This is a genomic window from Nonomuraea sp. NPDC004186 (assembly GCF_053603495.1).
Genome location: NZ_JBSGFQ010000097.1, coordinates 1 through 24,458, shown reverse-complemented (window position 1 = coordinate 24,458; position 24,458 = coordinate 1). Strand labels below are relative to the sequence as shown.

General features: G+C 71.4%; 24 protein-coding genes. 14 read left to right on the top strand and 10 right to left on the bottom strand.

The features are described 5' to 3' along the window. Window positions 1-27 precede the first annotated feature (27 nt). Together ACWEPL_RS49110 and ACWEPL_RS49105 are read left to right on the top strand one after the other, a co-directional pair. Window positions 28-717: an alpha-ketoglutarate-dependent dioxygenase AlkB gene (locus ACWEPL_RS49110; protein WP_452440356.1), complete on the top strand. Its 690-nt coding sequence runs from the start codon at window positions 28-30 to the stop codon at window positions 715-717. Window positions 718-731: 14 nt separating this feature from the next. Then, the gene (locus ACWEPL_RS49105; RefSeq protein WP_452440355.1) at window positions 732-2,099 is read left to right on the top strand and encodes an AlkA N-terminal domain-containing protein; all 1,368 of its coding nucleotides are present in this window, start codon (window positions 732-734) and stop codon (window positions 2,097-2,099) included. Window positions 2,100-2,122: 23 nt separating this feature from the next. Here ACWEPL_RS49105 and ACWEPL_RS49100 read toward each other — a convergent pair whose 3' ends face one another. Next, complete coding sequence (locus ACWEPL_RS49100; RefSeq protein ID WP_363978179.1) at window positions 2,123-3,118, bottom strand: helix-turn-helix transcriptional regulator; 996 nt, start codon at window positions 3,116-3,118, stop codon at window positions 2,123-2,125. Window positions 3,119-3,237: 119 nt separating this feature from the next. Between ACWEPL_RS49100 and ACWEPL_RS49095 the strand changes: the two genes are divergently transcribed. The 6 genes from ACWEPL_RS49095 to ACWEPL_RS49070 all read left to right on the top strand — a co-directional run bounded on the left by ACWEPL_RS49095 (window position 3,238) and on the right by ACWEPL_RS49070 (window position 8,945). Then, entirely contained in the window at window positions 3,238-4,350 is a 1,113-nt protein-coding gene (locus ACWEPL_RS49095) for a WD40/YVTN/BNR-like repeat-containing protein (protein WP_452440353.1), read from the top strand. Window positions 4,351-4,563: 213 nt separating this feature from the next. Further along, the gene (locus ACWEPL_RS49090) at window positions 4,564-6,210 is read left to right on the top strand and encodes an ATP-binding protein (RefSeq protein WP_452440351.1); all 1,647 of its coding nucleotides are present in this window, start codon (window positions 4,564-4,566) and stop codon (window positions 6,208-6,210) included. 96 nt (window positions 6,211-6,306) lie between these two features. Next, window positions 6,307-6,741: a roadblock/LC7 domain-containing protein gene (locus ACWEPL_RS49085; protein WP_363978186.1), complete on the top strand. Its 435-nt coding sequence runs from the start codon at window positions 6,307-6,309 to the stop codon at window positions 6,739-6,741. After that, window positions 6,738-7,094, top strand: coding sequence for a DUF742 domain-containing protein (locus ACWEPL_RS49080; protein WP_363978189.1), 357 nt, complete (start codon window positions 6,738-6,740; stop codon window positions 7,092-7,094). The genes ACWEPL_RS49085 and ACWEPL_RS49080 overlap by 4 nt, the downstream gene beginning before the upstream one ends. After that, entirely contained in the window at window positions 7,075-7,683 is a 609-nt protein-coding gene (locus ACWEPL_RS49075; protein WP_350723419.1) for a GTP-binding protein, read from the top strand. Before ACWEPL_RS49080 ends, ACWEPL_RS49075 begins: the two co-directional genes overlap by 20 nt. Continuing rightward, the gene (locus ACWEPL_RS49070; protein ID WP_452440349.1) at window positions 7,680-8,945 is read left to right on the top strand and encodes a cytochrome P450; all 1,266 of its coding nucleotides are present in this window, start codon (window positions 7,680-7,682) and stop codon (window positions 8,943-8,945) included. The genes ACWEPL_RS49075 and ACWEPL_RS49070 overlap by 4 nt, the downstream gene beginning before the upstream one ends. On the opposite strand, the gene ACWEPL_RS49065 is transcribed toward ACWEPL_RS49070, so the two are convergent. Continuing rightward, window positions 8,946-10,295 carry an MFS transporter gene (locus ACWEPL_RS49065; protein WP_363978196.1) on the bottom strand — a complete coding sequence of 450 codons (1,350 nt, stop codon included), beginning with the start codon at window positions 10,293-10,295 and terminating at the stop codon, window positions 8,946-8,948. A gap of 178 nt (window positions 10,296-10,473) precedes the next feature. Here ACWEPL_RS49065 and ACWEPL_RS49060 point away from each other — a divergent pair, with 178 nt between their 5' ends. The 5 genes from ACWEPL_RS49060 to ACWEPL_RS49040 all read left to right on the top strand — a co-directional run bounded on the left by ACWEPL_RS49060 (window position 10,474) and on the right by ACWEPL_RS49040 (window position 15,966). Next, window positions 10,474-11,151 carry a GntR family transcriptional regulator gene (locus ACWEPL_RS49060; RefSeq protein WP_452440348.1) on the top strand — a complete coding sequence of 226 codons (678 nt, stop codon included), beginning with the start codon at window positions 10,474-10,476 and terminating at the stop codon, window positions 11,149-11,151. A 129-nt stretch (window positions 11,152-11,280) separates the two neighbouring features. Then, window positions 11,281-12,165, top strand: a complete 885-nt coding sequence (locus ACWEPL_RS49055) for a dihydrodipicolinate synthase family protein (protein ID WP_452440347.1) — start codon at window positions 11,281-11,283, stop codon at window positions 12,163-12,165. 19 nt (window positions 12,166-12,184) lie between these two features. After that, on the top strand, window positions 12,185-13,264 hold the full coding sequence (locus ACWEPL_RS49050; RefSeq protein WP_363978205.1) for a sialidase family protein: 1,080 nt from the start codon (window positions 12,185-12,187) through the stop codon (window positions 13,262-13,264). Beyond that, window positions 13,261-14,901 (top strand): hypothetical protein, encoded by a 1,641-nt coding sequence (locus ACWEPL_RS49045; protein ID WP_452440346.1) that lies wholly within the window; start codon window positions 13,261-13,263, stop codon window positions 14,899-14,901. Before ACWEPL_RS49050 ends, ACWEPL_RS49045 begins: the two co-directional genes overlap by 4 nt. Window positions 14,902-15,060: 159 nt before the next feature. After that, complete coding sequence (locus ACWEPL_RS49040; RefSeq protein WP_350723406.1) at window positions 15,061-15,966, top strand: helix-turn-helix domain-containing protein; 906 nt, start codon at window positions 15,061-15,063, stop codon at window positions 15,964-15,966. 3 nt (window positions 15,967-15,969) lie between these two features. Here the strand turns inward: ACWEPL_RS49040 and ACWEPL_RS49035 are convergent, their stop codons facing one another. Then, entirely contained in the window at window positions 15,970-16,788 is an 819-nt protein-coding gene (locus tag ACWEPL_RS49035) for an SAM-dependent methyltransferase (RefSeq protein WP_355193903.1), read from the bottom strand. A gap of 117 nt (window positions 16,789-16,905) precedes the next feature. Between ACWEPL_RS49035 and ACWEPL_RS49030 the strand changes: the two genes are divergently transcribed. Next, window positions 16,906-17,700: a lytic polysaccharide monooxygenase auxiliary activity family 9 protein gene (locus ACWEPL_RS49030; protein ID WP_452440345.1), complete on the top strand. Its 795-nt coding sequence runs from the start codon at window positions 16,906-16,908 to the stop codon at window positions 17,698-17,700. A gap of 7 nt (window positions 17,701-17,707) precedes the next feature. Here ACWEPL_RS49030 and ACWEPL_RS49025 read toward each other — a convergent pair whose 3' ends face one another. The 7 genes from ACWEPL_RS49025 to ACWEPL_RS48995 all read right to left on the bottom strand — a co-directional run bounded on the left by ACWEPL_RS49025 (window position 17,708) and on the right by ACWEPL_RS48995 (window position 24,249). Then, on the bottom strand, window positions 17,708-18,397 hold the full coding sequence (locus ACWEPL_RS49025; protein ID WP_452440344.1) for a TetR/AcrR family transcriptional regulator: 690 nt from the start codon (window positions 18,395-18,397) through the stop codon (window positions 17,708-17,710). 116 nt (window positions 18,398-18,513) lie between these two features. After that, entirely contained in the window at window positions 18,514-19,737 is a 1,224-nt protein-coding gene (locus ACWEPL_RS49020) for a cytochrome P450 (RefSeq protein WP_363978221.1), read from the bottom strand. 83 nt (window positions 19,738-19,820) lie between these two features. Beyond that, the gene (locus tag ACWEPL_RS49015; protein WP_350723397.1) at window positions 19,821-20,894 is read right to left on the bottom strand and encodes a trypsin-like serine peptidase; all 1,074 of its coding nucleotides are present in this window, start codon (window positions 20,892-20,894) and stop codon (window positions 19,821-19,823) included. A 347-nt stretch (window positions 20,895-21,241) separates the two neighbouring features. Beyond that, on the bottom strand, window positions 21,242-22,012 hold the full coding sequence (locus ACWEPL_RS49010; RefSeq protein ID WP_452440343.1) for a hypothetical protein: 771 nt from the start codon (window positions 22,010-22,012) through the stop codon (window positions 21,242-21,244). Window positions 22,013-22,106: 94 nt separating this feature from the next. Further along, window positions 22,107-23,240 carry a hypothetical protein gene (locus tag ACWEPL_RS49005; RefSeq protein WP_452440341.1) on the bottom strand — a complete coding sequence of 378 codons (1,134 nt, stop codon included), beginning with the start codon at window positions 23,238-23,240 and terminating at the stop codon, window positions 22,107-22,109. Between the two features lie 211 nt (window positions 23,241-23,451). Then, entirely contained in the window at window positions 23,452-23,838 is a 387-nt protein-coding gene (locus tag ACWEPL_RS49000) for a hypothetical protein (protein WP_350723391.1), read from the bottom strand. A 21-nt stretch (window positions 23,839-23,859) separates the two neighbouring features. Then, complete coding sequence (locus ACWEPL_RS48995) at window positions 23,860-24,249, bottom strand: hypothetical protein (protein ID WP_350723390.1); 390 nt, start codon at window positions 24,247-24,249, stop codon at window positions 23,860-23,862. Between the last annotated feature and the right edge of the window lie 209 nt (window positions 24,250-24,458).

Here is a 24,458-nt window from a genome sequence, read left to right as displayed (position 1 = left end):
GCCGGGCCGGCCAGACGTTGTCCGGATGTGGCCGGACTTGCCCCCGGGCTCGCGCGCACCATGTTCCGGGTACGCGACATCGGGAGGTCCACCTTGCAACCGCCGCTCTTCCTGGAGACGGACCCGGCCGTGGAGGAGCCGGGGTTCGATCCCACGTTCGCCGGCGCGCGCCGCATCCGGCTCGACGCCACCTCATGGGTCGAGCATGTCCCCGGCTGGCTGCGCGGCAGCCGGCACCTGCTCGACTCGCTGCTGGAGAAGGCCGGCTGGGAGCAGCGTGACCGGTGGATGTTCGACAAGAAGTACGTCGAACCGCGACTCACCGCCGAGTACACCGACCTGGCCGAGGTGCCCGAGCCCCTGCTCCTCGCGATCACCGCCGCGCTGTCGGAGCATTACGGCGTCCCGTACGACGGGCTCTGGGTGAACCTCTACCGCGACCACCGCGACAGCACCGGGTGGCACGGCGACTGGCAGACGTGCAGGCGCGACGAGTGCGTGGTCCCGGTGCTCAGCCTCGGGGCGACGCGGCGGTTCGTGCTCAAGCCGAGGACCGGCGGGCGCAGCGTCGCGCTGACGCCGGCCGGTGGGGATCTGGTGGTGATGGGCGGGCGCTGCCAGCGCGACTGGCGGCACTGCGTGCCCAAGCAGGCCGCTCCGGCCGGGGTCCGGATCAGCGTCAACTTCTCCAGCCGTCTCCAGGGCCACCCGGCATGACGTACATCTAGGACATGACCACGTACTCGGCCGTCGTCACCACCGGCATCTACTGCCGGCCTGGTTGCGGAGCCAAGCCGTTGCTCCGCAACACGCGCACGTACGAGCACCCGGCCGCAGCCGAGGCCGCGGGGTTCCGGGCGTGCCTGCGCTGCCGGCCGTACCGGGTGGCGGCCTCGATCGAGGCCGGCGCGCCCGAGCTGGTCTGCCGGGCGTGGCAGCTGATCATCGACGGCGTGCTGGACGGCGGCACCGAGGCGGCGCTGGCGGCGCGCATCGGCATGTCGCCGCGGCACCTGCGCCGGTTGTTCCTCAGGCACCTGGGCGCGACGCCCGACCAGCTCGCGCGTTCGCGGCGGGCGCACTTCGCCCGGCGGCTCCTGGACGACTCCGAGCTGACGGTGCTCGACGTGGCCTTCGCCTCGGGGTTCGGGAGCCTGCGGCAGTTCAACCGGACCATGCGGGAGGTGTTCCGCGCCGCGCCGTCCGACCTGCGCGAGCGGCGGCGGCGCGCCGACCGGCTGGTGGCCGACGGCGGGCTGGTGCTGCGGCTGCCGTTCGTGCCCGGCTACGACTGGGCCGCCGTGCGGGACTTCCTCGCCGTACGGGCCGTGCCGGGGGTCGAGGAGGTGGACGGCGACACCTATCGGCGCACGATCACCGTGGACGGCGCGCCCGGGGTGCTGGAGGTGTCGCCGGGCGGCGAGGGACACCTGCTGCTGCGGGCCCACCTGCCGTACTGGGAGGGGCTGATCCACGTGGTGGGGCAGGTCACGCGGCTGCTCGGCGTGGAGGCCGACCACGGGGCGGGGGTGGCGGCGCTGTCGGCCGATCCGGTGCTCGGACCGCTGGTACGGGCCCGCCCGGGGCTCGCCGTGCCGGGGGCCTGGAGCGCTTTGGAGGTCGGGGTACGGGCCGTGCTCGGGCGCGGCCGAACACTGGGGGAGACGGCGGACCGGCTCGGGGCGCTCGTGGCCACGCTGGGGACGAGGGTGCCCGGGCTGCCCGGCGGCCTCACGCACACCTTCCCGGAGGCGACCGCGATCGCGACGGAGGCGTCCGTGACCGCCGCGGAGGCGACCGTGACCGGGGCGGAGGCGTCCGTGGTCGGGGCGCTCGCGGCCGACGTGGCCGGTGAGCACGAAGCGCTCGGTCACGGCACGGGCCCGGACACGATGGCGGCCCTGCCGTACGCGGATCGCGACCTACGCCACGACCTGGCCTTCCGGCTCGGGCACCCCGACGCGTTCCCCCTGGCCGACCCCTCTCTCCGCGCCGCACTCGACGATCTCGGCCTCGACCCCGCCGCCTGCCTTGAACGGTGGAGCCCCTGGAGCTCGCTGGCGGCGGCCCACCTGATGGCCCACGGCGACGCCCTCTAGCGCTCCACCTGCCGGGATGCCCGCTAGTCCGCGCCCCACCAGCCGCGGCGGGCCGCGAGCAGCCCGGCCTGGAAGCGGGTGCGCGCGCCGAGCCGGTCCATCAGCTCGCTGACCCGCCGATGCACGGTCCGCAGGCTCACGCCGAGCTGGCGCGCGACCGCCTCGTCCTTGAGCCCGGCCGCGAGCAGCGTGAACAGCTCCGGGTCGGGCAGCTCGGCCGGGCCGGAGGGGAGCGTCGCGAGCGGCTTGGCGGGCAGCGGCAGCGCCGACCGCCACAGGACCTCGAACAGCGTGACCAGCGCGTCGAGCAACGTCGAGGAGTGCACGATGACCGCGCTGTCGGCGTGCGAGGTCGCGGCCGTGCTCAGCGGCAGGATGGCGGTCCTCCGGTCGGCGATGGCCAGCTTCATGGGGACCTCGGGGCTGATCCTGGCCTGCTCGCCGGCGGCCACGGCCTCCTGGGCGAGGCGCAGCTTGCCGGGGATCTCCAGGGCCGCGGCGTCGTAGATGCCGCGCACCAGGAGGCCGTGCGCGAGGCGGTCCATCTCGGCGACGTTCTGCTGGCCGGGGTCCTGCGCGTACGGCGGCCGGTCCAGCACCAGGAGCTCCTCGGTCGCGGTCTGCTGCAGTTGCGTGAACCGCTGCACCACCGCCGCCTGGCCCTGCACGACCTCGACCAGCTCCTCGGGGGCCTGGTTCTCCGTACGCGGCGTCTCGGCGAGCAGCGCGAGGGCGGCCAGCCGCGCCTGGGCCAGCCCCTCCTCCCGGCGCGAGATCAGGGCGGCCACCGCGACGTCGGGCCGGGTCGGCAGGAACCGGACCGGACGGCCCGCCATGCGGCTGACCAGGCCCAGCGCCTCCAGCCGGGAGCAGGCGCGGCGCAGGGCCACCGTGGTGCGGCCGGTGTGCGCGGCCAGCTCGGGCAGCGTGGCGCGGGGCCGGCGCAGCAGGTCGCGGTAGATCCGCTCGTCCTCGGCGTCCACCCCGACGGCGGCGAGCGCGTTCTCGTCCGTGTCCATGGTCGGCAAGTGTGTCAGATACCTGCCATGTCACAAATCCGCCCTTCGTCGGCCTAGCCCGTGCACTCCCGCGCCCGATAGGACGGATCCGTAAGTCCGGCCTGTTCGGGGAGGCAGTGTTGAAGAAGGCATTCACCATCGGAGTCGCGACCGCGCTTGTGGTCCTGTCGGCCGCCGGGCCCGCCGCCGCGGAGGACGAGCCCTTCGGCCGCTGGCGTCAGCCGGCCTGCGGGACCGTCAACGGCGACGGCTCGGTGACGTACACGCGCAACGACGGCAGGACGATCGCGCCGACCAGCCAGGTGCTGCGGCCGGTCGTCTACACCACCGGGCTCGTCGCCCTCGACCGTCCTGACGAACTGCTCGCCATGTCGAACAACGCGCTGCTGACCTCGCAGGACGCGGGCTGCACCTGGGCGACGGTCGGCAAGGTGAACGGCAGGAACACCGAGCTGGTCGCGGCCCGCGGCGGCCGGGCCTACGCCTGGGACCGCGACGGCAACCTCACCCTCGCCACGTCCGGCGCCCTCACCCAGCTCACCTCACCCGCCGGCGAGGTGGCCGGGCTCGGCGTCGACCGCTACCGCGGCGACCGCCTGCGGGTCTCCGACGGCCGCGGGCAGCTCCACGAGTCGCGGGACGGCGGGCGCACCTGGCGGACCGTCGGGGTGCCCGCCTGGGCGCAGGGCGATCTCGTGCTGGTCTACACGGCGGTGTTCGACCCGTACGACCTGAACCACGTGGTGGTGGGCGGCTCCGACACCGGCGCCCGCGTCACCTTCGACGGCGGCCGGACCTGGACCGCCTCCACCGGCCTGAGCAAGACCGGCGGCAAGGTCAACGTGTTCAGCGCCGCGATCTCCCCGGCCGCCCCCAACGTCGTGTACGCGATGGGCCTCGACATCGGGGAGGCCGACGGGGGCGCGCCGTCCGGCGGGCGGCACATCTACCGCTCGTTCGACGGGGGCCGGCGCTTCGCCCCGGTCGTGGACCACGGCGACGGGGTCACCCTCGCCAACGGCCCGCTGCTCGCGCCCCACCCGACGGACCCGGGGGTGCTGTACTTCGACTTCGGCACGGGATGGGCGGCGACCGGCACCGACATCTACAAGTACGACGCCCGCCGGAACCAGGTCGCCGTCAATCACAACGCCTACGACCGGGTCACCTCCATCGCGTTCAACCCGTCGAACCCCGGAGTGATGTACCTGGGCGTCGCCGAGGAGGTCTAGCGACCCACCCCACCCCGCCGACGCCGCCCCTGTCCCCTCAAAGACCCAGGCCACGTGCGGGACACCACGCTGTCTTGTCCCGGTTGCTGCTGAAGCGAATGGTTAAGGAGCGCTTGTCTGTTCTTGAGATACCCGTGGTGCTACGGTGTGTGCCGTTCCCGATCGCATGCGTGAAAAGGGCACACCACCCCCCGCTCTGAGGACTCCCAGAACATGCAAGCAGACGTACCTCAACGGACGACACAGCGAAGGCTCTCCCCGAAGGAGCTGGCGGTCACTGCCTCTCTGGGCACGTTGATCGTCACCGCCGGTCTGTGGCTGTGGGCGATCCTGGCCGCCCCGGCCGGCGCCATGGGGCTGATGGCGGCCGTCGGCGGAGGCTCGGCCCTGCTGCTGGCCGGCGCCGCCGGAGCAGCCGTGCACTACGCCGCCACCGCCCGCCAGCTGCGCGAGCAGGCCAGGTGGGCGGAGGCGCGTTACATGTGGCTGCGCCGCGAGAACGCCCGGGTGGCCGAGGAGGCGCTGCCCGCGCTCGGACGCCAGGTACGCGAGGGCGTGCCGCTCGCCGACGCGCTCGCCAGCGTTTCGCGGATCGTGGAGACCTCGGTGCAGCCGCTCGTCCAGGCGATCGGCAGCGAGCTGGACCTGCTCCAGCGCGACCGCACCGCCGCCCAGAAGGCACGCACGGTGGCGGAGACCAACGCCCGCGCGGCCCGCCAGGCGATGGAGGACGAGATCTCGCGGCTGTCCGCCGAGACGATGCCGGAGCTCGTACGGCGGATCCGGACGGACCGGATGTCGGTCCGCGCGGCACTGGCCGAAGTGGGCCAGCCCGCGTACGGCCCGCTGCGTGACCTGCTCGGCGAGACGGCGGAGCAGCTCGGCGAGAGCGAGCGCGGGGGCGCTGCGGTCATGGCCGCCTGCGCCGGCGCCGCGGCCCGGGTGCAGGCCCAGGCGACCAGCCTGCTCGCCCAGCTGCGCGGCCTGGAGGAGCAGTACGGCGAGCACGAGGAGATCCTCAGCGACCTGCTCGACCTCGACCACCGGGTCTCCCAGCTCAGCCGCCTGGCCGACAACATCGCCCTGCTGAGCGGCGGCCGGTCCGGGCGGCGGTGGACGCGGCCGATCGTCATGGAGAGCATCCTGCGCGGTGCCATGGGCCGCATCGGCGCCTACCGCCGCATCCGGCTCCACTCCACCAGTACCGTCGCCGTGGCCGGGTACGCCGCGGAAGGCGTGATGCACACGCTGGCCGAGCTGATGGACAACGCCGCCACGTTCTCGGCGCACGGCACGGAGGTGCACGTGTACGCGGACGAGGAGGACGCCGGCGTGGTGATCACGATCGACGACAGCGGCCTCGGCATGCGGCCGCGCGAGCGGCACCACGCGACCAAGCTCGTGTCCGAGCCGCTCGACCTGCGCACGCTCTCCGGCACCAGGCTGGGTCTCGCGGTGGTGGGGCGCCTGGTCGACAAGTACGGCCTCACGGTGAGCTTCCGGCCGTCGGCCCGCGGCGGCACCGGGGTCGTGGTGCTGATCCCGCGCGTACTGATCACGCAGCCCAGTACGGCTGCCGCGCAGCCGCCGGCCGTGCCCGCGCAGGCCGCGCCGCCCACGGAGTCCGTGCCCGCGGAGGAGCATCCGACCGGCGAGGAGCTGCTGCCCAGGCGGCAGCGCGGGCAGACGCTGGCCGAGGCGATGAAGGCGCGGCAGGCGCCGGCGGCCCGGCCGGTGGCGCGCGAGGGGCGCGACTCGGCGGCCAGGTTCGCCGCCTTCCGCCAGGCGGGCGGCCGCAACCGGACAACGTCTCCGCCGGCCGAATCCCCGGCCACTGCTCCAGCCGCGGACGATGCGTGAGCACGCGCCGTCGGTCACCGGAACTTATCGGATCACAGTAAGGAGGCAGGGGCGGCCCCTCCGGCGCCCGCGCCGGACGCCCGCCCCGTCGTTTCGATGAGCACTATCGACGCTGCAGGCACCACCGATCGCGAGCTCGACTGGCTGCTTGAGAACCTCAAGGAGAAGACCCCCGGGGTCAGGTACGTCCTCGTCCTGACCAGGGACGGACTCAAGATGTGCGTCACCGCCGGCCTGGAGCGGGACCGCGCCGACCAGCTCGCGGCCCTGGCCGCGGGCATCCAGAGCCTTTCGCTGAGCGCCTCCGCCGAGTTCGGCGACGGCATCGGCGCGGGGCAGGCGATGGTGGAGTTCGCCGGCGGGCTGCTGCTCATCGTGCCGGCCGGCGAGGGCGCCCACCTCGCCGTGGTGGCCGACGAGGACGGCGACGTGGGCCTGATCGCGCACAACATGAACGAGATGGTCGAGCAGATCGGCGTCTTCCTCTCCGCGGCGCCGCGGAGAGCGCAGTCAGGCGACGATCGTCCATGACACCGCGCCCGATCGACCGGGAGAACCCGGACCGGCTCTACACGGTCACCGGCGGCCGCACCCGCGCCGACGAGAACGCGTTCGACTCGGTCTCCCTGATCGTCAGCGAGTGCGAGCCGACCCCCGGCATGCAGTCGGAGCACGTCAGGATCCTCCAGCTGACCCGGCAGCCGACGGCGGTGGTGGAGATCTCCGCCGAGCTGCGGCTGCCGGTGAGCGTGGTGAAGATCCTGCTGCGCGACCTGCTGGACACCGGCCGCATCACCGTCCGTCACCCGTCGGCCGCCCTCCAGTTCGGGCGGCCGGATCCCGAAACTCTGAGGCAGGTGCTCAGTGCCCTCCAAGACCTCTGACGACGTACGTACACCGCTCCGCGAAACCGCCCTGGACGCACTGAAGATCGTGGTCGTCGGCGGCTTCGGCGTGGGCAAGACGACCATGGTCGGCTCGGTGAGCGAGATCCGCCCGCTGAGCACCGAGGAGGTCATGACCCAGGCCAGCGTGGGCATCGACGACGCCAGCCGGGTGCGGGAGAAGACCACCACCACGGTGGCCTTCGACTTCGGCCGGATCACGGTGACGCCGGACAAGGTCCTGTACCTGTTCGGGGCGCCGGGGCAGGAGCGCTTCTGGTTCGTGTGGGATCAGCTCTTCGCGGGCAGCCTGGGCGCGGTCGTCCTGGTGGACACCAGGCGCGTGGAGGACTCGTGGTACTCCATCGACCGGCTTGAGCACCACCGGATGCCGTTCGTCGTGGCCGTCAACCGCTTCGCCGACGGGCCCTCGCTGGACGCCGTGCGCGACGCGCTCGCGCTGTCGCCCGACGTGCCGCTCATCGAGTGCGACGCGCGGAAGCGGTCCTCGTCCAAGCACGTGCTCATCACGCTCGTGGAGCACATCACCCGTATGAACGCCCGTTCGGCCCCGGAGAGCACGTCGTGACCAACCCACTGCTGGAGGGCTACACCGGCCACGCCGACGCCGTGCGGATGTACGGGCCCGAGGTCTTCGCCGACCCGTCCGCGGTGTACGAGGAGATGCGCCGCAAGCACGGCCCGATCGTGCCGATCCTGCTCGACGACGACGTACCGGCCTGGCTCGTGGCCGGCTACCGCGAGCTGCACCACGTGACCAGCCAGCCGCAGCTCTTCGGCCGCGACCCCAGGCGCTGGAACCTGAAGGACCGGATCCCCGGGGACTGGCCGTCGCGGGCGTACCTGGAGTGGACGCCGTCCCTGATGTTCACCGAGGGCGCCGAGCGCAAGCGGCGCGGCGGCGCCATCGGCGACGCGCTGGACACCATCGACCGCACCGAGCTGACCGCGATCTGCGAGCAGGTCGCCGACCTCCTGATCGACGAGTTCGCCGGGTACGGCCGGGCCGACCTGATCGCCCAGTACGCCTACCGGACCCCGGCCCAGGTCATCGCCCGGCTCTACGGCCTGGCGGAGTCCGAGCTGCCGGAGCTGATCGAGGACCTGGGCTTCATGCTGGACGGCGGTGAGGAGTCCTTCGCCGGGTTCCTCCGCGTCCAGGACCGCATGGGCGGGCTGATGGCCGCCAAGCGCGACCGGCCGGGGCACGACCTCACTTCTTACCTGCTGGCGCACCCGGCCGGGCTGTCCGAGCTGGAGATCATCCAGGACCTGCTGGTGCTGATAGCGGCCTCCCACGCCGCCACCGCCAACTGGATCGGCAACACGCTGCGGCTCATGCTGATCGACGACGACTTCTCGATGACGCTCCAGGGCGGCCGCAGCAGCGTCGGCGAGGCGCTGATCAGGGTGCTGTGGATGGACCCGCCCGTGCAGAACATGCCCTCGCGCTTCGCCGTACGGGACTGCGACCTGGGCGGGAAGCGCGTGCGCAGGGGCGATCTGCTGCTGCTCGGGTTCGCGGCGGCCAACGCCGATCCGCAGGTGCGGCCGGCCGCGCACGCCCATTCGGGCGCCAACCGGGCGCACATGTCGTTCAGCCACGGCGAGTACGGCTGCCCGTTCCCCGCGCCGGAGCTCGGGGAGATCATCGTCAAGACGGCCATCGAGGTGCTGCTGGACCGGCTGCCCGACGTTCACCTCCTCGGGGAGCCGGAGGAGCTGCGCTGGCGGGCGTCGGTCTGGATGCGCGGCCTGGAGGCCCTGCCCGTCGGGTTCAGCCCGACCGGCCCCGTCGGTCAGGGGCCGGTCGAGGACTGGAGGATGTGATCAGCGGACGGTCTCGCCCGTGGCGCTGAGGTCGCGGCGGAAGGACTCCGGCGCCTTCCACACCGCGAACATGGTGATCAGGGCGCCGAGCATGACGTACCCGGCGACCAGCGGCCAGCGGGCGCCGTCCGCGCCGGCCAGGGCGGTGGCGACGAACGGGGTCAGGCCGCCCGCGAAGATGGAGGCGATCTCGCGGCCGGCCGCGGCGCCGGTGTAGCGGCGCTCGGCGGGGAACAGCTCGGCGAAGAACGCGGGCTGGATGGCGTTGATGGCGTTGTGCCCGAGGTTCAGCACCAGCACGTAACCGAGCACGATCAGCACCATCGACCCGCTGTGCAGCATCGCGAAGAACGGGAACGCCATCACGAACACCACGACCGCGCCGAAGAAGTAGACCGGCCGCCGCCCGATCCTGTCGGAGATCGCGGAGAAGACGCCGTGGCTGATGAAGGAGAGCACGGCGGCGATGAGGATCGCGTTGTTCAGCTGGCTCTTCTCCAGGCCGAGCGCGCTGCTGCCGTAGGACAGCGCGAACACCGTGAGCAGGAAGTACGGCAGCGCCTCGGCGAAGCGCAGGCCGATGATCAGCAGCAGGTTGCGCCAGTCGTCCACGAAGATCGTACGGATCGGGCCGTGCTTGGGACGCTCGGCCTCCACCGCGCCCGCCTCATCCTCCTTGTCACCGGCCACGGCCTTGGTGAAGACGGGGGTCTCGTGCAGGCTGCGCCGCATCCAGAACGTCACGATGAGGACGACGGCCGACAGCAGGAACGGGATCCGCCATCCCCAGCTCAGCAACTGGTCGTCGGGGAGCGTGTAGATGTAGGCGAAGACCCCGGTGATGAGGATCTGCGCGGAGAAGCCGCCGGTGTTGGGCCAGGCGCTGAAGAAGCCGCGGCGGTTCGGCGGCGCTGACTCCAATACGATGATCATGGAGCCGCCCCACTCACCGCCGACCGCGAACCCCTGCATCAGCCGCAGCACCACCAGCAGGATCGGGGCCCACATCCCGATCGTCCCGTAGCTCGGCAGCAGGCCGATGAGGATGGTGCTGAGGCCCATCACGACGAGCGTGACCATCAGGGTGGACTTGCGGCCGTGCCGGTCGCCCCGGCTGCCGAAGAAGAGGCCGCCCAGGGGTCTGGCGAGGAAGCCGACGGCGAACGTGCCGAAGGCGGACAGCGTGGCCACGAAGCCGCTGGCGTCGGGGAAGAAGACTTTGGGGAAGACGACGGCGGCCGCCGTCCCGTAGACGAGGAAGTCGTAGTACTCCAGCGTGTTGCCGAGGAAGCTGGATGCCGTGACCTTCCAGGTGTAGCGAAGATCGGGCTTCGGAAGGGTCGCGACCATGGCGCCTCCCTTTCTGCTGGCGGCTTCGATGTTTCCGCAGTGGTTCAGTTGTCGCACACTATTGCCTGGAAGACGGTTAACCGTCAACGGTCATCCGTTAACGTTGACCGTATGGAGTTGTGCGGGATAGTCTCCGTTCGGCGAAGAACCTTCGGGCGGGAAGACGAGAGGAGAGCTGGTGACGATCACCAATCCGCTGCGTAATCCACCGCTCGGTGATCAGTTGCTCATCCAGCTCCGCTCGCTCATCGTGCGTGGCGAGCTGATCGTGGGGACGCACCTGGTCGAGGGCCGGATCGCGGAGCAGTTCGGGGTGAGTCGCGGGCCGGTCCGCGACGCGCTTCGCCAGCTGGAGATCGAAGGGCTGGTCGAGACGCGCAAGCGGGGGGTCTTCGTCCGGGGGTTGTCCGACAAAGATCTCCAGGAGCTTTACTCGCTGCGCGGCGCTCTGGAGAGCCTGGCCATCAAGGAGACCATCGCCCGCCTCGACGCCGCCGACTGGACCTCGATCGACGAGGCCGTCGAGCAGATGCGGGCCGCCGCGGACGACCGCGACGCCGCCAAGTTCGCCGCCGCGGACCTCGACTTCCACAGCGGCTTCTACGTGATCGGCGACAACCGCTGGCTCACCGCCACGTGGGCGCTGCACCGGCCACTGTTCGCGGCGGTGCTGGAGATCACCAACACCGCCCGTGACCTGGTCCCCGTCGCGCAGGACCACGCCGACCTGCGGGACGTCGTCCGCTCGGGCGACGTCGACGCCGCGCTCGTCGCGCTCGTGTCGCACCTCGACGGCTCCTGCGACCGGATCCGCGCGACGCTGATCGAGCGGGAGCGCGCCCAGCCCGCCGTCTAGCCTCCTCGTCCCACCGCCCGCGCCGGACCTTCCAGGGGTCCGGGGCCCTCCTTCGCCTGCCATCCCTCAACGAGCTGAGGCCCGCCGCGCCTCGACAACGAAAAACCACTGACGAACCGAGGCCTTGCCATGCCAGAAAACACCCGGCGCCGCGCCGAGATCCTCTCCGCCGTCCCGACCTTCTTCGACGAGGCGGGCGAGCTCGACCACGCCACCGCCAAGGCGCACTTCACGGATCTCGCGAGCCGCGTCGACGGTGTCTTCGTGTGCGGCACCACCGGCGAGTTCCCGGCGCTGGACCGGGCCGAGCGCCGGGCGGTGACCGAGACCGCGCTGGCCGTGTTCGGCCCCGACCGGGTCGTGGTGCACGTCGGCGCCGCGGCCACCCGGGAGGCGGTGGCGCTGACCCGCGAGGCCGTCGCGATGGGGGCGCGCAGGCTGGCCACGCTGACCCCGTACTACCTGCCCGCCGACAACGGCGCCGTGCTGCGGCACTTCGCCGCGGTGACGACGGCGGCCGGTCCGGCCGCCGTCTACGGCTACCTGTTCAGCGAGCGCTCCGGCGTGGTCGTCGAGCCCGCGGACTTCGCCGCGATGGCCGCCGAGACCGGGCTGGCCGGGGCCAAGCTGAGCGGTCTGGCCGCCGACCGGTTCGCCGAGTACCGCGCGGCGCTGCCCGCCTCGGCCGGGCTGTGGTCGGGCTCGGACACCAGGCTCGCCGAGGTCGTCCGCGGCGGCGGCAACGGGGTCGTCTCGGGTCTCTCGTCGGCCTTCCCGGACCCGTTCGCGCGGCTCGCCGACGCCGTGGCCGCCGGGGACACCGAAGCGGAACGTTCCACGCAGGCTCGGGTGGACGAGGTGCTGGCCGCGCTCGGCGGCACCGTGGAGGGCATCAAGCTGGCGCTGAGCCTCCTGGGCCGCGGTACGGGCGCCCTCCGCATGCCGGCCCCCGAGATCGGCCCGGAGCAGCGGCAGCGCATCGCGCGGCTGGCCGAGACCGCCCACGCACGATGATCGCGGCGCGGGTGACCAGATGAGCGGGGCCGAGCGGATCCACCGCGAGTTCGTGACCGTCGACGACCCCCGCTGGACGCAGTGCCACGCGTCCACGCTCGCGGTGGCGGACGGCACTCCCGTCGTCGCGTGGTTCGCGGGCACCAGGGAGGGCACGCCCGACAACCGCATCCGCATCGCCCGGAGCGGGGAAGCGCGCACTCTGGAGACGGGCCGGGACGTCGCCCACTGGAATCCGGTGCTGGTGACCGGCCCCGACGGCGCCCTGTGGCTGTTCTGCAAGGCCGGCGCGCGCATCTCCGAGTGGATCACGCTGGTCACCCGCTCGCACGACGGCGGCGTCACGTGGGCGCCGGTACGCGAGCTCGTCCCGGGAGACCGGTCCGGCGGCCGCGGCCCCGTCAAGAACCCGCCCCTGCTCGCTCCCGGCGGTGGCCCCTGGCTGGCGCCCGGCTCGACGGAGCGGTGGGGCGAGCCGCCCCGGTGGGACCCGTTCGTGGACGTGTCCGACGACGGCGGGCTGAGCTGGACGCGTGCCCCGATCCCCGTGGACCACGACGCGCTCACGGGCGCCGGGCACATCCAGCCCGCGCTGTGGTGGGGGACGAGCGGCCCGGTCGCGTTGATGCGCAGCACCGAGGGGCGGGCGTACCGCTCGACCTCCCCCGACGGCGGGCGCACCTGGACGCCCGCCGAGCCCACGGGCCTGCCGAACAACAACAGCGGCCTCACGGTGGTCGCGCTGCCGTCCGGGCGGGCGGCCTGCGTGCACAACCCGGCCGCCGAGTCGTGGGGCAGCCGCTGCCCGCTCGTCGTCTCGCTGTCGGACGACGACGGGCTGACCTGGCACGCCGGTCCGACCCTGGACGACGGCGTGCTCTCCATAGACCCCGCCGTGCCCCGGCTGCCGCCGGCCGGCGCCGCCGCCCCGGGGTTCGCGCCCGGTGACGACGGCGTCGTGACCAGCGGCGTCGCCGAATACAGCTATCCCTTCGCCGTCGTCACCCCCGACGACCTCCTCGTCACCTACACCTGGCAGCGCAGGGGCATCGTCCTCGCCCGGCTGCCCCTCGCAGATCTGGAGCAGAAGACGCCATGACCAGCCCGTACCGTATGCCCGTTCCCCGCGCGGAGCAGCCCGTCGCGCCGCGCACCGCGTACCTGATCGCCAGCGGAGACCTGCGCCTGTCGGCCAACGTCGCCGGGTGGGCCGCCCAGGAGAGCCTGGAGAAGGCCGTCTCGGCGGCGTTCGGCGACCTCGGCTGGACGGTGGTCCGCGCGCACGAGGTGGATCCCGCCAAGGGGCACGGCTTCATCGACAGCCAGCGGATGGGCCTGGAGGTCTTCAAGGCCATCCCCGCCGACGCGCCGCTGATCGTCGCCGAGGCCGTGTGGCAGTACAGCCACCACGTGCTGGCCGGGCTCCGCACCCACCGGGGCCCGATCCTCACCGTCGCCAACTTCGACGGTACCTGGCCCGGCCTGGTCGGCCTGCTCGGGCTCAACGCCGGCCTGACCAAGATGGGCCGCGCGTACTCGACGATCTGGTCCGTCGACTTCACCGACCGCTACTTCCTGGACGGCCTCGCGAGCTGGGTGCGGACCGGCCACATCGCGCACGACTCCTCGCACGTCCGCCCGCTGCCCCCGCTGCCGCCCGGCCCGGAGTCCGAGCTCGGCCTCGCGCTGGCCGAGGAGCTGCTGCGCGACAAGGCCATCATCGGCGTGTTCGACGAGGGCTGCATGGGCATGTACAACGCGATCATCGACGACGAGCTGCTCAACCCCCTCGGGATCTACAAGGAGCGGCTGTCGCAGAGCGCCCTGTACGCCGAGATGCTCAAGGTGCCGGACGCCGAGGCGGCGGCCGTGCGCGCGTGGCTCGACGCCGCCGGGATGCGCTTCGCCACCGGCGCCGACGAGGCCACGGAGCTCACCGACCGGCAGCTGAGCGAGCAGCTCAAGATGTACGTCGCCGCGCTGCGGATCGCCGACGACTTCGGCCTCGACGCTGTCGGGATCCAGTACCAGCAGGGCCTGAAGGACCTGACCCCGGCCTCCGACCTGGCGGAGGGCCTGCTCAACAACGTCGTACGCCCGCCGGTGACCAGCCGCGACGGCGCCCGCCTGCTCTACGACGGCGCCCCGCTGCCGCACTTCAACGAGGCGGACGAGGGCGTGGCCGTGGACGCGCTGGTGACCAACCGGGTGTGGACCGCCATGGGCCTCGACCCCGCGACCACGCTGCACGACGTGCGCTGGGGCGAGCAGTACGGCGACGACTTCGTCTGGGTCTACGAGATCTCCGGCTCCGTGCCGCCGTCCCACCTGACCGGCGGGTACGCGGGCGCGGTGAGCCGGCGGCAGAACCCGATGTACTTCCCCGCCGGCGGCGGCACCATCAAGGGCGTGAGCAAGCCGGGCGAGATCGTCTGGTCCCGGCTCTACATCGCCGAGGCCCGGCTCCAGCTCGACCTCGGCCGCGCCTCCGTCGTGGAGCTGCCGGAGGAGGAGACCGAGCGGCGGTGGGCGGCCACCAACCCCGAGTGGCCGATCGCGCACGTCGTGCACCACGGGGTCGACCGCGACCAGTTCATGGCCCGCCACAAGGCCAATCACGTCCAGGTCGCCTACGCTCCCGACGCCGCCACGGCCGACAAGGCGCTGGTGGCGAAGGCGGCGTTCTTCCAGCGGCTCGGTGTGGAGGTGCACGTGTGCGGGGACGTCGCCGTCTGAGGCGAACCCGGTCATGAGGGCGGTCCCGCTCGCACCCGGACGAGCCGGGCCGCCGCACCACGCCTCCGGCGACACAAGGAAATATCCGCTCTGTCGCGACTCCCGTGGCAATATTGACGGCGGGACCGGACTGTGGCGAGTTGCCGATTGAGGATATGGATGTCGACTGCGCACGGCATGGGTGACCTGGCGGAAACGCTCGGTGGTGATGCCGCCCACTCCGGGCCGACCGCGCTGCGTATTCTCGTGGGTGCGCAATTGCGACGGCTGCGCGAGTCCGCCGGGATCTCCCGGGAGGACGCCGGCTACGCCATCCGCAGCTCACACTCCAAGATCAGCCGCATGGAGGGCGGGCGCACGAGCTTCAAGCCGCGTGACGTCTCCGACCTGCTCATCATGTACGGCGTCGCCGACGAGGCCGAGCGCGCGGCCCTGCTCGCCCTGGCCAAGCAGGCCAACGAGCCCAGCTGGTGGCACGACTACCGCGACGTGATCCCCGACTGGTTCGAGGCGTACCTGGGGCTGGAGCAGGACGCCTCGCTGATCCGCGTCCACGAGATGCAGTTCGTGCCCGGCCTGCTGCAGACCGAGGACTACGCCCGCGCGATCTTCACCATGGGCAACAAGGGCGAGTCCGAGGAGCGGATCGAGCGCCGGGTCGAGGTACGGATGCGCCGCCGGCTCATTCTCGAGCCGCCCACGTCACGCAAGCTCTGGGTGGTGCTGGACGAGGCGGTGCTCCGGCACCAGGTCGGCAGCCCCGCGATCATGCGCGGCCAGCTCGAACACCTCGGCCGGATGGCCGCGCGGCCTCACATCACCGTGCAGGTGGTCCCGTTCGGCTGCGGCTGGGCCATGGGCGGCGTCGGCCCCGTCACCATCCTGCGCTTCCCGCAGTTCGAGCTGCACGACGTCGTCTACCTCGAGCAGCTGACCAACGCCCAGTACCTCACCAAGAGGGCGGACGTCCTGCCGTACCAGAGGCTGATGGACGAGCTCGGCGTGCACGCCTCGCCCCCGACCGCCACCCCGGCGCTCCTGCGCGAGATCATCGCCGAGCTCTGACCGTCACGGCTTGCGCGCGACCCCGCAGAACGCGTCGACCTCCGGCGGCAGCCCGAACACGTCGGACTCCACCTGCCAGCGGGAGACGGACACGATGCCCGGCTCCACCAGCTCCAGCCCGTCGAAGAACCGCGCGATCTCCTCGGGGGTCCGCAGCCGGTACTCGTAGACCTCGCCCTTGTCGCGCAGCCGCTCGGCCTCCGCGGCGGCGTCGGGCTTGACGATGTTCGTGCCGTCCTCGAACACCAGGTAGCTGCCCGAGGGCAGCGCGCCGAGCAGGTGCTCGACCAGCCGGTACGCCTCGTCATCGTCGAAGACCGTGCCCATCACGCCGAGGAGCATGAGCGCGGTCGGGCGGCTCAGGTCGAGTGTCTTGGAGGCGAACTCCAGGATGGTGCCGGGGTCGCGGACGTCGGCCTCGATGTAGTCGCAGGCGCCGCGGGGGTCGCTGGTGAGCAGGGCTTGCGCGTGCACCAGGACGAGAGGGTCGTTGTCCACGTACACCACCCGGCTGGTGGGATCCACCCGTTGTGCCACCTCGTGGGTGTGATCAACGGTCGGCAAGCCCGTACCGATGTCCAGGAACTGCCTGATTCCTACCGTTCCGGCGAGATATCGAACGGAACGTCCCAAGAAGACGCGGGAATGGCGGGCGATGTCCTCCATGCCCGGATAGATGTCCCGGAGTTTCTCGGCCAGCTGGCGGTCGGCCGGGTAGTTGTCCTTTCCACCCAGCCAAAAGTTCCAGACCCTGGCCTGATGCGGCTTGCTGGTGTCGATCCTGGAGAGGAGTGCGGGATCCAGGGGTGAATGATCTGTCACGAGAGCTTCACCTCATATGTCGCATCTGCGGTTTTTGCCTTTTCTACCAGGTCTTCATGAACCTGTGGGGGCGGGTGGCCGTACCTCGTTGCAGGACTATGCGAGGAGGACGGCCACGTGCGGCACCGGATCACGAGCGTAGGCGTCGGAGCGCTGCTGTCGCTGGGCCTGATCACCGCCCCCGCGGGCGCGCACGGAGCATTGGAGAGCCCACTCAGCCGGGCGGCGGCCTGCGGCGCCGACAGCCCGCTGAAGACGCGGCCGGCTGCCTGCCGCGCCGCCGTGGCGGCCGGGGGGAAGACGGCGACCGCGGAATGGGACAACCTGCGGGTGGCGAACGTCGCCGGCAGGGATCGCGAGACGATCCCGGACGGCAAGCTGTGCAGCGGCGGCATCCCGGAGTTCAAGGGGCTCGACCTCGCGCGCGCCGACTGGCCCGCGACCACGCTCAAGCCGGGGGTGCGCTTCACCTTCCGCTACCGCGGCACGATCCCGCACCAGGGCACGTTCCGGCTGTACGTCACGAAGAAGGGTTACGACCCGACCAAGCCGCTGAAGTGGGCCGACCTGGAACGCAAGCCCTTCCTCCAGGTCACCGACCCGAAGCTGACGGACGGCTCGTACGCGATCAAGGGCCGCCTGCCCTCGGGCCGGACCGGTCGCCACCTGATCTACACGATCTGGCAGAACTCCGACACACCGGACACCTATTACTCCTGCTCGGACGTCGTCTTCCGCAACACCGCCCCTGGTCCCGCCGCTGCCGGCGCCGGCGCCCAGCCAGGGCCGGCGACCGCGTACAAGCTCACCGGGTACACCGGGATGCCGTGGCTGGTCACCGCCGCGGCGCTGTTCGCGATCGGCGCCGGGGCGATGGTCATCCTCCTGGCCCGGCCACGCCGCCACCGCTGACCGCCTCCTAGCCCGGCGTGGGGCCGGCCTCCTGGTCGAGGAGGGCGGAGCTGAGACCGCAGACCGCGGTGACCAGGGTTTCGCCCAGCTCGCGCCACGACCGTTCGGCGGTGGCCGGATCGACCCGTCCGGTGGCCAGGTCGCCCTCGAGCTCGGCGCACATGTGCACGATGAGCAGGCGGGTCATGGACGCGTACCGCTCGATCAGCTCGGGGTCGCGCTCCTGCCCGCGCGGGGGTCGCAGCTGCTCCAGGCGCTGGAACGACGGCGTGCTCACGCTCGCCTCGGTCGTGTGGTCGCGCAGGGACGGCTCCACGACGGCCTGGGCGAGGAAACGCCCGTACCAGGACGGGGTGCCCAGCTCGATGTGGTGCTCGATGCTCGGGGCGATGACGCAGGTGATCCAATCGCGGCGCGACACCTCGCCCGAGGACTCCAGCTCGGCCACCATCGGGGCCCGGAGCCGGTCGATCTCGGCCGCGTGGCGGGCGAGGATCGCCTGGATCAGCTCGTCGCGGGTGCTGAAGTGGTATTGGACGGCGGACTTGTTGCGCTGGCCCGCCGCCTCGCGGATCATCCTGATCGAGACGTTGGCGAACCCGTGCTCCGCGTAGAGCCGCTCCGCGGTGTGCATGAGCTTGTCGCGGGCGCGCAGCGAGCGGGGTGACGGCGTGGCGACCGCCGTGCTGACTTTCATGATCGATCCTTGAACTCGTCCTGCTGTGCCGTCCCCCGATCGATTATCGCCCTCGCCACGAGCACGGATGACGCCGGCGGCCCGCCGAGCGGTCCACCGGCGTCGTGCTCAGGAGGTCACCAGGTGACCCATACGTCCTGGAGCCCTCCCGACAGCCCTCCGGTGCGAAGGCGCAGGTCGTCCGGGGCGTCCCGCAACCGCAGGCCGGGCAGCCTGCGCGTCAGGGTGCCCAGCACGACCTGGAGCTCTAGCCTGGCCAGCGGCTGGCCGAGGCAGTAGTGCGGTCCCGCGCCGAAGGTGAGGTGCTGGTTGCTGTTCTGCCGCCGCGGGTCGAACCGCTCGGGGTCCGTGAACTTGGCCGGGTCGCGGTTGGCGGCGGGGATGTTGGGGATCAGCGTGCTGCCCGCGGGCACCGTGACCTCGCTGAGCTCGACGTCCTCGGTGATGAACCGCGGCACCCCGCCGATGACCGACAGCGTGCTGTCCAGGCGCAGCACCTCCTCGACGGTGCCCGGGATCAGGTCGGGGTCGTCGATCACGGCCTCGTAGCGCTCGCGGTCGGCGAGCAGCATCGCCACCATGATCGCGATCATGTTCGAGGTCGTCTCGTGGCCGGCCAGCAGCAGGCCGCGCACGGTGGAGATGAGCTCGTCCTGGCTGAGCCGGCCGTCCTCGGCGTCGGTGATCTGGGTCAGCTCGCTGAGCAGGTCGTCGCCCGGGTTCTCCCGGTTGTGGTCGACCAGGTCGGACACGTACGAGGTGAACTCCTGGTACGCCTGGTCGACCTCCTCCTGGGTGTTGCGCGTCAGCGTGAGCATGGTCCTGGACCAGTGCGCGAACTTGTCCTGGTCCTCGCTCGGCGCGCCGACCAGCGCGCAGATGACCCGCACCGGGAGCGGCAGGCCCAGCCCGGCCGACAGGTTGCCGGGGGAGCCCTTGGCCAGCATCGCGTCCAGCAGGTCGTCGGTCATCGCCTGGACCTTGAGCCGCCACACCTCCATCTTCCGCGCCGTGAACCAGCGGCTGAGCAGGCGTCGCCACCGCATGTGGCCCTGCCCTTCCCTGATGTCCATGGTGCCTTCGTTGCGCCGGTTGAACAGCCCGCCGTCCTTGGTGGTGGACAGCCGGGCGGCGCCCTCCCTGGCGAGGTTGCGGCTGAAGCGCGGGTCCGCCATGACGGCGCGGGCATCGTCGTACCTGGTCACCAGGGTGGCCACGTCCCCGCTCGGCAGCCGTACGTGCGACACCGGGCACTTGTCCCGCAGCTCCGCCAGCTGTGGCGGCGGCTCCAGGGCGGTGGGGCGGTCGAACGGGAAATCGGGGATCGCGTCAGCGGTCATGTGTCCTCCAGCTCGGAAGCCTGACCCTTCCGAATATAAGTCGGCCGCCTTATTAAGGCAATCGCCTTGAAAGCCGAGCGGACTCAGGCCGCGTTGGCGCGCTGGGCGGACTGGTAGACGGCCATTGCCTCGTTCCCGAAGAAGGGCCCGAACATGAACTGGGGGGCGAAGTCGTACTTGAAGCTGTTGACCGAGTTCAGCCAGCCCAGCCCGGTGGACTCGTTGAACCCCTGGAACCACGGCCCGCCGCTCGACCCGCCGGTCATGTTGCAGCGCAGGCCCTGGTCCCTGGTCTGGACGGTGTCGTTGAACGTGCGCCCGCTGCAGTAGATCAGCCGGGAGCCGTCGAAGGGCGCGGCCGCCGGATAGCCGAAGGAGAACATCTGCCGTCCCCTGGGCTGGTTGAACGCAATCCCCTGCCCGCCGACCACGTCGGTCAGCGTCTGCCCCTGCAGCGGCGCGACCACGGCGGCGGCGACGTCGAAGTTGATGTCCTCGTTGGCGTTCCACTGCTGCGTGGTGAGCAAGCTGGTGGCGACCCAGGTGCCGAACGGGCGCCGCCCGTTGTCGAACCCGGGCACGAACACCCAGTTGCGGTGCGCGGCCCCGTTCATCTTCACGCAGTGCCCGGCGGTCATCACGACGCTCTCATTGGCGCTGGTCACTGCCGAGCCCGAACAGGAGGCGTTGCCGCCCTCCGCTGTGGTGAAGAAGACGCGCCCGGTGGTGCGGACGATGGCGCCGCCGTCGGTCCACCGCAGGCCAGGGCTGTTGGGCACCACGGCCTGCAGCCGCTGGTTGACGGCCTGGGTGCCGGCGACCGACCAGGCCGCGCCCCGGGTGGCGGCGCCGCTGCCGGTCGACCAGGAAGAGCGCTGGACCGAGCCGTTCCGGCTGGCCCACGGGGAGCCCTCGGTCGGCCCGCTCGACTGGCTGCGGCGCGGCGGCGGGTCCCCCAGCGGCTGCGCCGCCAGCATGCGCTGTGGTGTCCAGTACTGCAGGACGCTCCTGCGTTCCGACCAGGAGTCCGCGCCGGACCAGCCGACGGGCCTGGGACCGAGGCCGCTCGGTGCGCTCGCCTGGGCGGCGCCCGCCGGGACCAGAGCGCCCGCCAGAGCGAGCGCGACGGCGGAGAGCAGGACGACTCTGCGATGCATTCGTACCTCCCGAAACCGGAATCTGCCGCATGGAGGTACGTACAGCGCTAAGTATCTTCCTCAAGGCATGCACATATTGATATAGCTCCATTACCGGACGAACTGCTGCCGATACCGGGAGTAATCGCCACCGCCGCCGCCATTTACGGTGATGAGCTGCGCTGTTCACGCAGAGGCGTCAGACTGTTACCCGCGGCCATCGCCCTTCGGCGGTCCAGGTCATAGACGCCGGGAGGACCAAGCGATGGCCGCACCCAGGTCTCGCGCCGTCGCGACGGCGCGAGCGCACTGTGGTTGACTGCCTCCTCGACGACCTGGCCGTCGTCGTCGAGGAGGTTCACCCGGAACTAGCGGCCCGTCTCGGTGGACCAGAGCGGGCGCTTGCCGTCGTAGATGACGACGTTGCCGTCGTCCTGCATCTCCAGCCGCGCGCCGGGGTTCTTGCCGGTCTTGGAGTCCCACAGCGGCGTCGTGCCCTTGTAGACGACCAGGTTGCCGTCCTTCTGCATCTCCAGCCGCGCGCCCGGGTTCCCGCCCGTCTTCGAGTCCCACAGGGCCTTGCCGGCCTTGTAGAGCACGAGGTTGCCGTCCTCCTGCATGGCGAACTGGTAGTCGCCGTTGCGGGAGCGTACGTACTGGTTGGGCTTGAGACCGTAGCCGGGCTTGAGCACGCTGATCGTGGCGTGGCGGGTCCACAGCGGGGTCTTGCCGGCGTAGATGACCAGGTTCCCGTCGTCCTGGACGGCCAGGCGGGCGCCGGGGGTGTCGGTGTTCGAGGCCCACAGCGGGGTCTTGCCGCGGTAGACGACCAGGTTCCCGTCCTCCTGCATGGCGGCGAACGCGCCCGGGCTGTCGCCGGTCTGGCTGCTCCACAGCGCCGTGCTGCCCCGGTACAGGACCAGGTTGCCGTCGGTCTGCTGCTGCAGGACGTAGTCGCCGTCGGACGACCGTACGGAGTCACCCGCCTTGAGCAGCTGGCCCGGGTTCAACCACGTCGTACGCTCGACGCCCGCCGTGACGCTGTGGGCCGTGGCCGCCGACGCGGAGGGCGCGACCGAGCCCACGACCACCGCGCTCGCCAGCGCCAGGGCCCCGACGTATGCCGATATCTTTCGCATGTTGCTCCCCCAGTGAGGTGATCAAGGAGAGCGACACTAATCAACGGCCGCCATGGGGCCGACTCATTTCGAAAGGCCTGAAACTGTCGGCTCGCTACAGCAGGTCCTCGTGGCGGACGACCGCCTCCTGCCTGACCTCCGCCAGGTACGCCTCGACCGGACCCCGCCGCAGCGGGTCGGTGCTCTCGTCGACGAGGGTGCCCAGCGGGTGCACGCGGTGCACGTCCAGCAGCCAGCAGCCGTGGATGGCCTCCAGCAGGTTCTCCAGCAGGTCGAGGGCCGGGCGGGCCGGGTCGAGCGGGGTGATCGGCAGGTAGACGGCGTCGAAGTCGAGCCCGAGCTCGGGGTGGTCGGCGTGGGCCCGCTCGGCGAGCTCCTCGGCCGCGGTGATGCGGTATCTGGCCTCCGTGACGCCGCTGAGGTGGCCCTCGGCGATGTGCAGCGCGTGGCGGATCATCGGCATGACGGCCTGCCGGGGGGACATGCCCGCGCCTATCGAGGTCACGATCTCGGTGAGGCTCTCCTGGACGAGCGGCCTGATGCCGTCGACCCGGGCCACGACCTGCGCCGGGTGCAGGCGGGCGCGGCGGGCGGTGGTGGAGGCCGCCGCGTAGAGCCAGTGCGCGGCGGCGATGGCGGCCGCGGCCGGATCCACGTGGGTGAACAGCTCCTCGGGGCCGAAGGGGTGCCGGTGCAGCAGGCCGTCGGCCTGGGCGACCTGGAGAGGGGAGGCGTCCTCGCGGCTGAGGACGACGGCCTGCTGGGCGCGGTCGGACAGGTCGCCGAGCTCGGCCTGCTCGATTGCGGCCAGCTCGTCGGTGACCTCGGTGATGATGCGGACCGTGAGCTGCGAGATGTCGAAGGCGCGCAGGGAACGGCCGACGCGATGGGCGCTGTCCTCGACCCTGGTGGTCGCCGTGGGGAACGGGCTGCCGATGGAGGGGCCGGGGCTGGTCAAAGCGGGGACGATGGCGGCGAAGGCGTCGCGTTCGCACTGCCGGTACCAGCCCAGGCTGTTGGGCCCGTGCCGCTCCGCGGTGCTGGCCGGATGGGTGTAGCAGCGCCAGCAGGCCTGCGACAGGTCGGTCAGGGACGTGGCCAGCCGCAGGGCGTCCCAGGGGGAACGGGCCCGGGGCAGTTCGGCGACGGTGGTGGCGCTGTCGCCGATGCCGGTGCTCCATTGGGCGATGAGCATGTTGCGGCTGTGATCTATGGCGTACCGGGTCACGCGACCTCCTCGGCTGAAGGGGGCGGGGTGAGCGTGATGGCATGCCCAGGATGCTGTATTCACCGGTGCCCCGGAGGGGATTCGCTCCGACTGCAGGTCGCTGATCTGCGCTTTTGCCGGGAAATGCGGCGTAACTCCTCTGGCAGAAGCCGAAGGCCGCCAGGCGGCAGGGCCGCGCGCATCGCGTTCGTCGCGCGCGGCCCTGGCGGCGTCAGGAGACGGACAGGTAGAACGCCGAGTCGCCCCGCACCCTGAAGCCGACCTGGCTGTACACGGCGATGGTGTCCAGGCGGGTCTCGCCGCACGCCGACGACGGATTGAGCTCGACGGACAGCGAGCGCGGAGCGGAGTACTCGCCGATGGGCGTGACGTGGATCGCCGTCGCGCCGGTGAAGTCCACGCTCTCGTCGACGGACACGCAGTAGACGCCCCTGTACGGGTGCCAGACGTCGTTGACGTGGCTGCCCTCGATCAGGGAACCGTCCATGTCCACCTCGGCCGACGCCTGGGCGTACGGCGTGTCAGCGTGGGCGGCGACCGGCGTCAGGACGGCGGCGGCGGCGAGCACTCCTGCGGCAATGCGCCTGATGTTCTTCATTGGTTGTCCCTTCGGTCCAGATCAGGAGATGGAGAGGTCGAAACCGGAGTCGGCGAGCCGCGCCGTGTGGGGGTTGAAGACGTTGACCGTGACGGTGTTGGTCCGGTGGCAGGTCGCCGAGGGGTTCCTGAAGGCGATGTGCGGCAGTCGCAGCGCGTGGCGCGCGGTGATCTGGATGACTGCCTCGGTCACGTCGACGTCTTGGGCGACCTGCACGCAGTACTTGCCGGTGGCCGCCCGCCAGGTCGCGACGATGTTCTTGCCCAGGTTGAGCCTGCCGTCCGCGTCGACGACCGCCCCGGCCCGCGCGTACGGGGCCTTGAGTTCGTCGGCGTACACGGCAGGGCCGGTTGCCAGGACGAGACCGGTGGCGGTCAGAGCGAGCCCGCCCGCCAGGATACGACGGAGCATGAAGTCCCCCTCGGTTACAGACAGATGTATGCCACGACAGAAAGTAATTACGGGAGGGGGATTGCGACGCGAGCCACCCCGGAAGGCGACGCTCAAGCTTTTTTGATCAACCGCAAGTGAACCCGTGGCCCATCGCAGGCGTCATGCCTCCTCCGGCGGCCGCGACCGCGGCCGCCCGGGGTGGGGGGTGGAGGGCGGCCTCAAGGTGG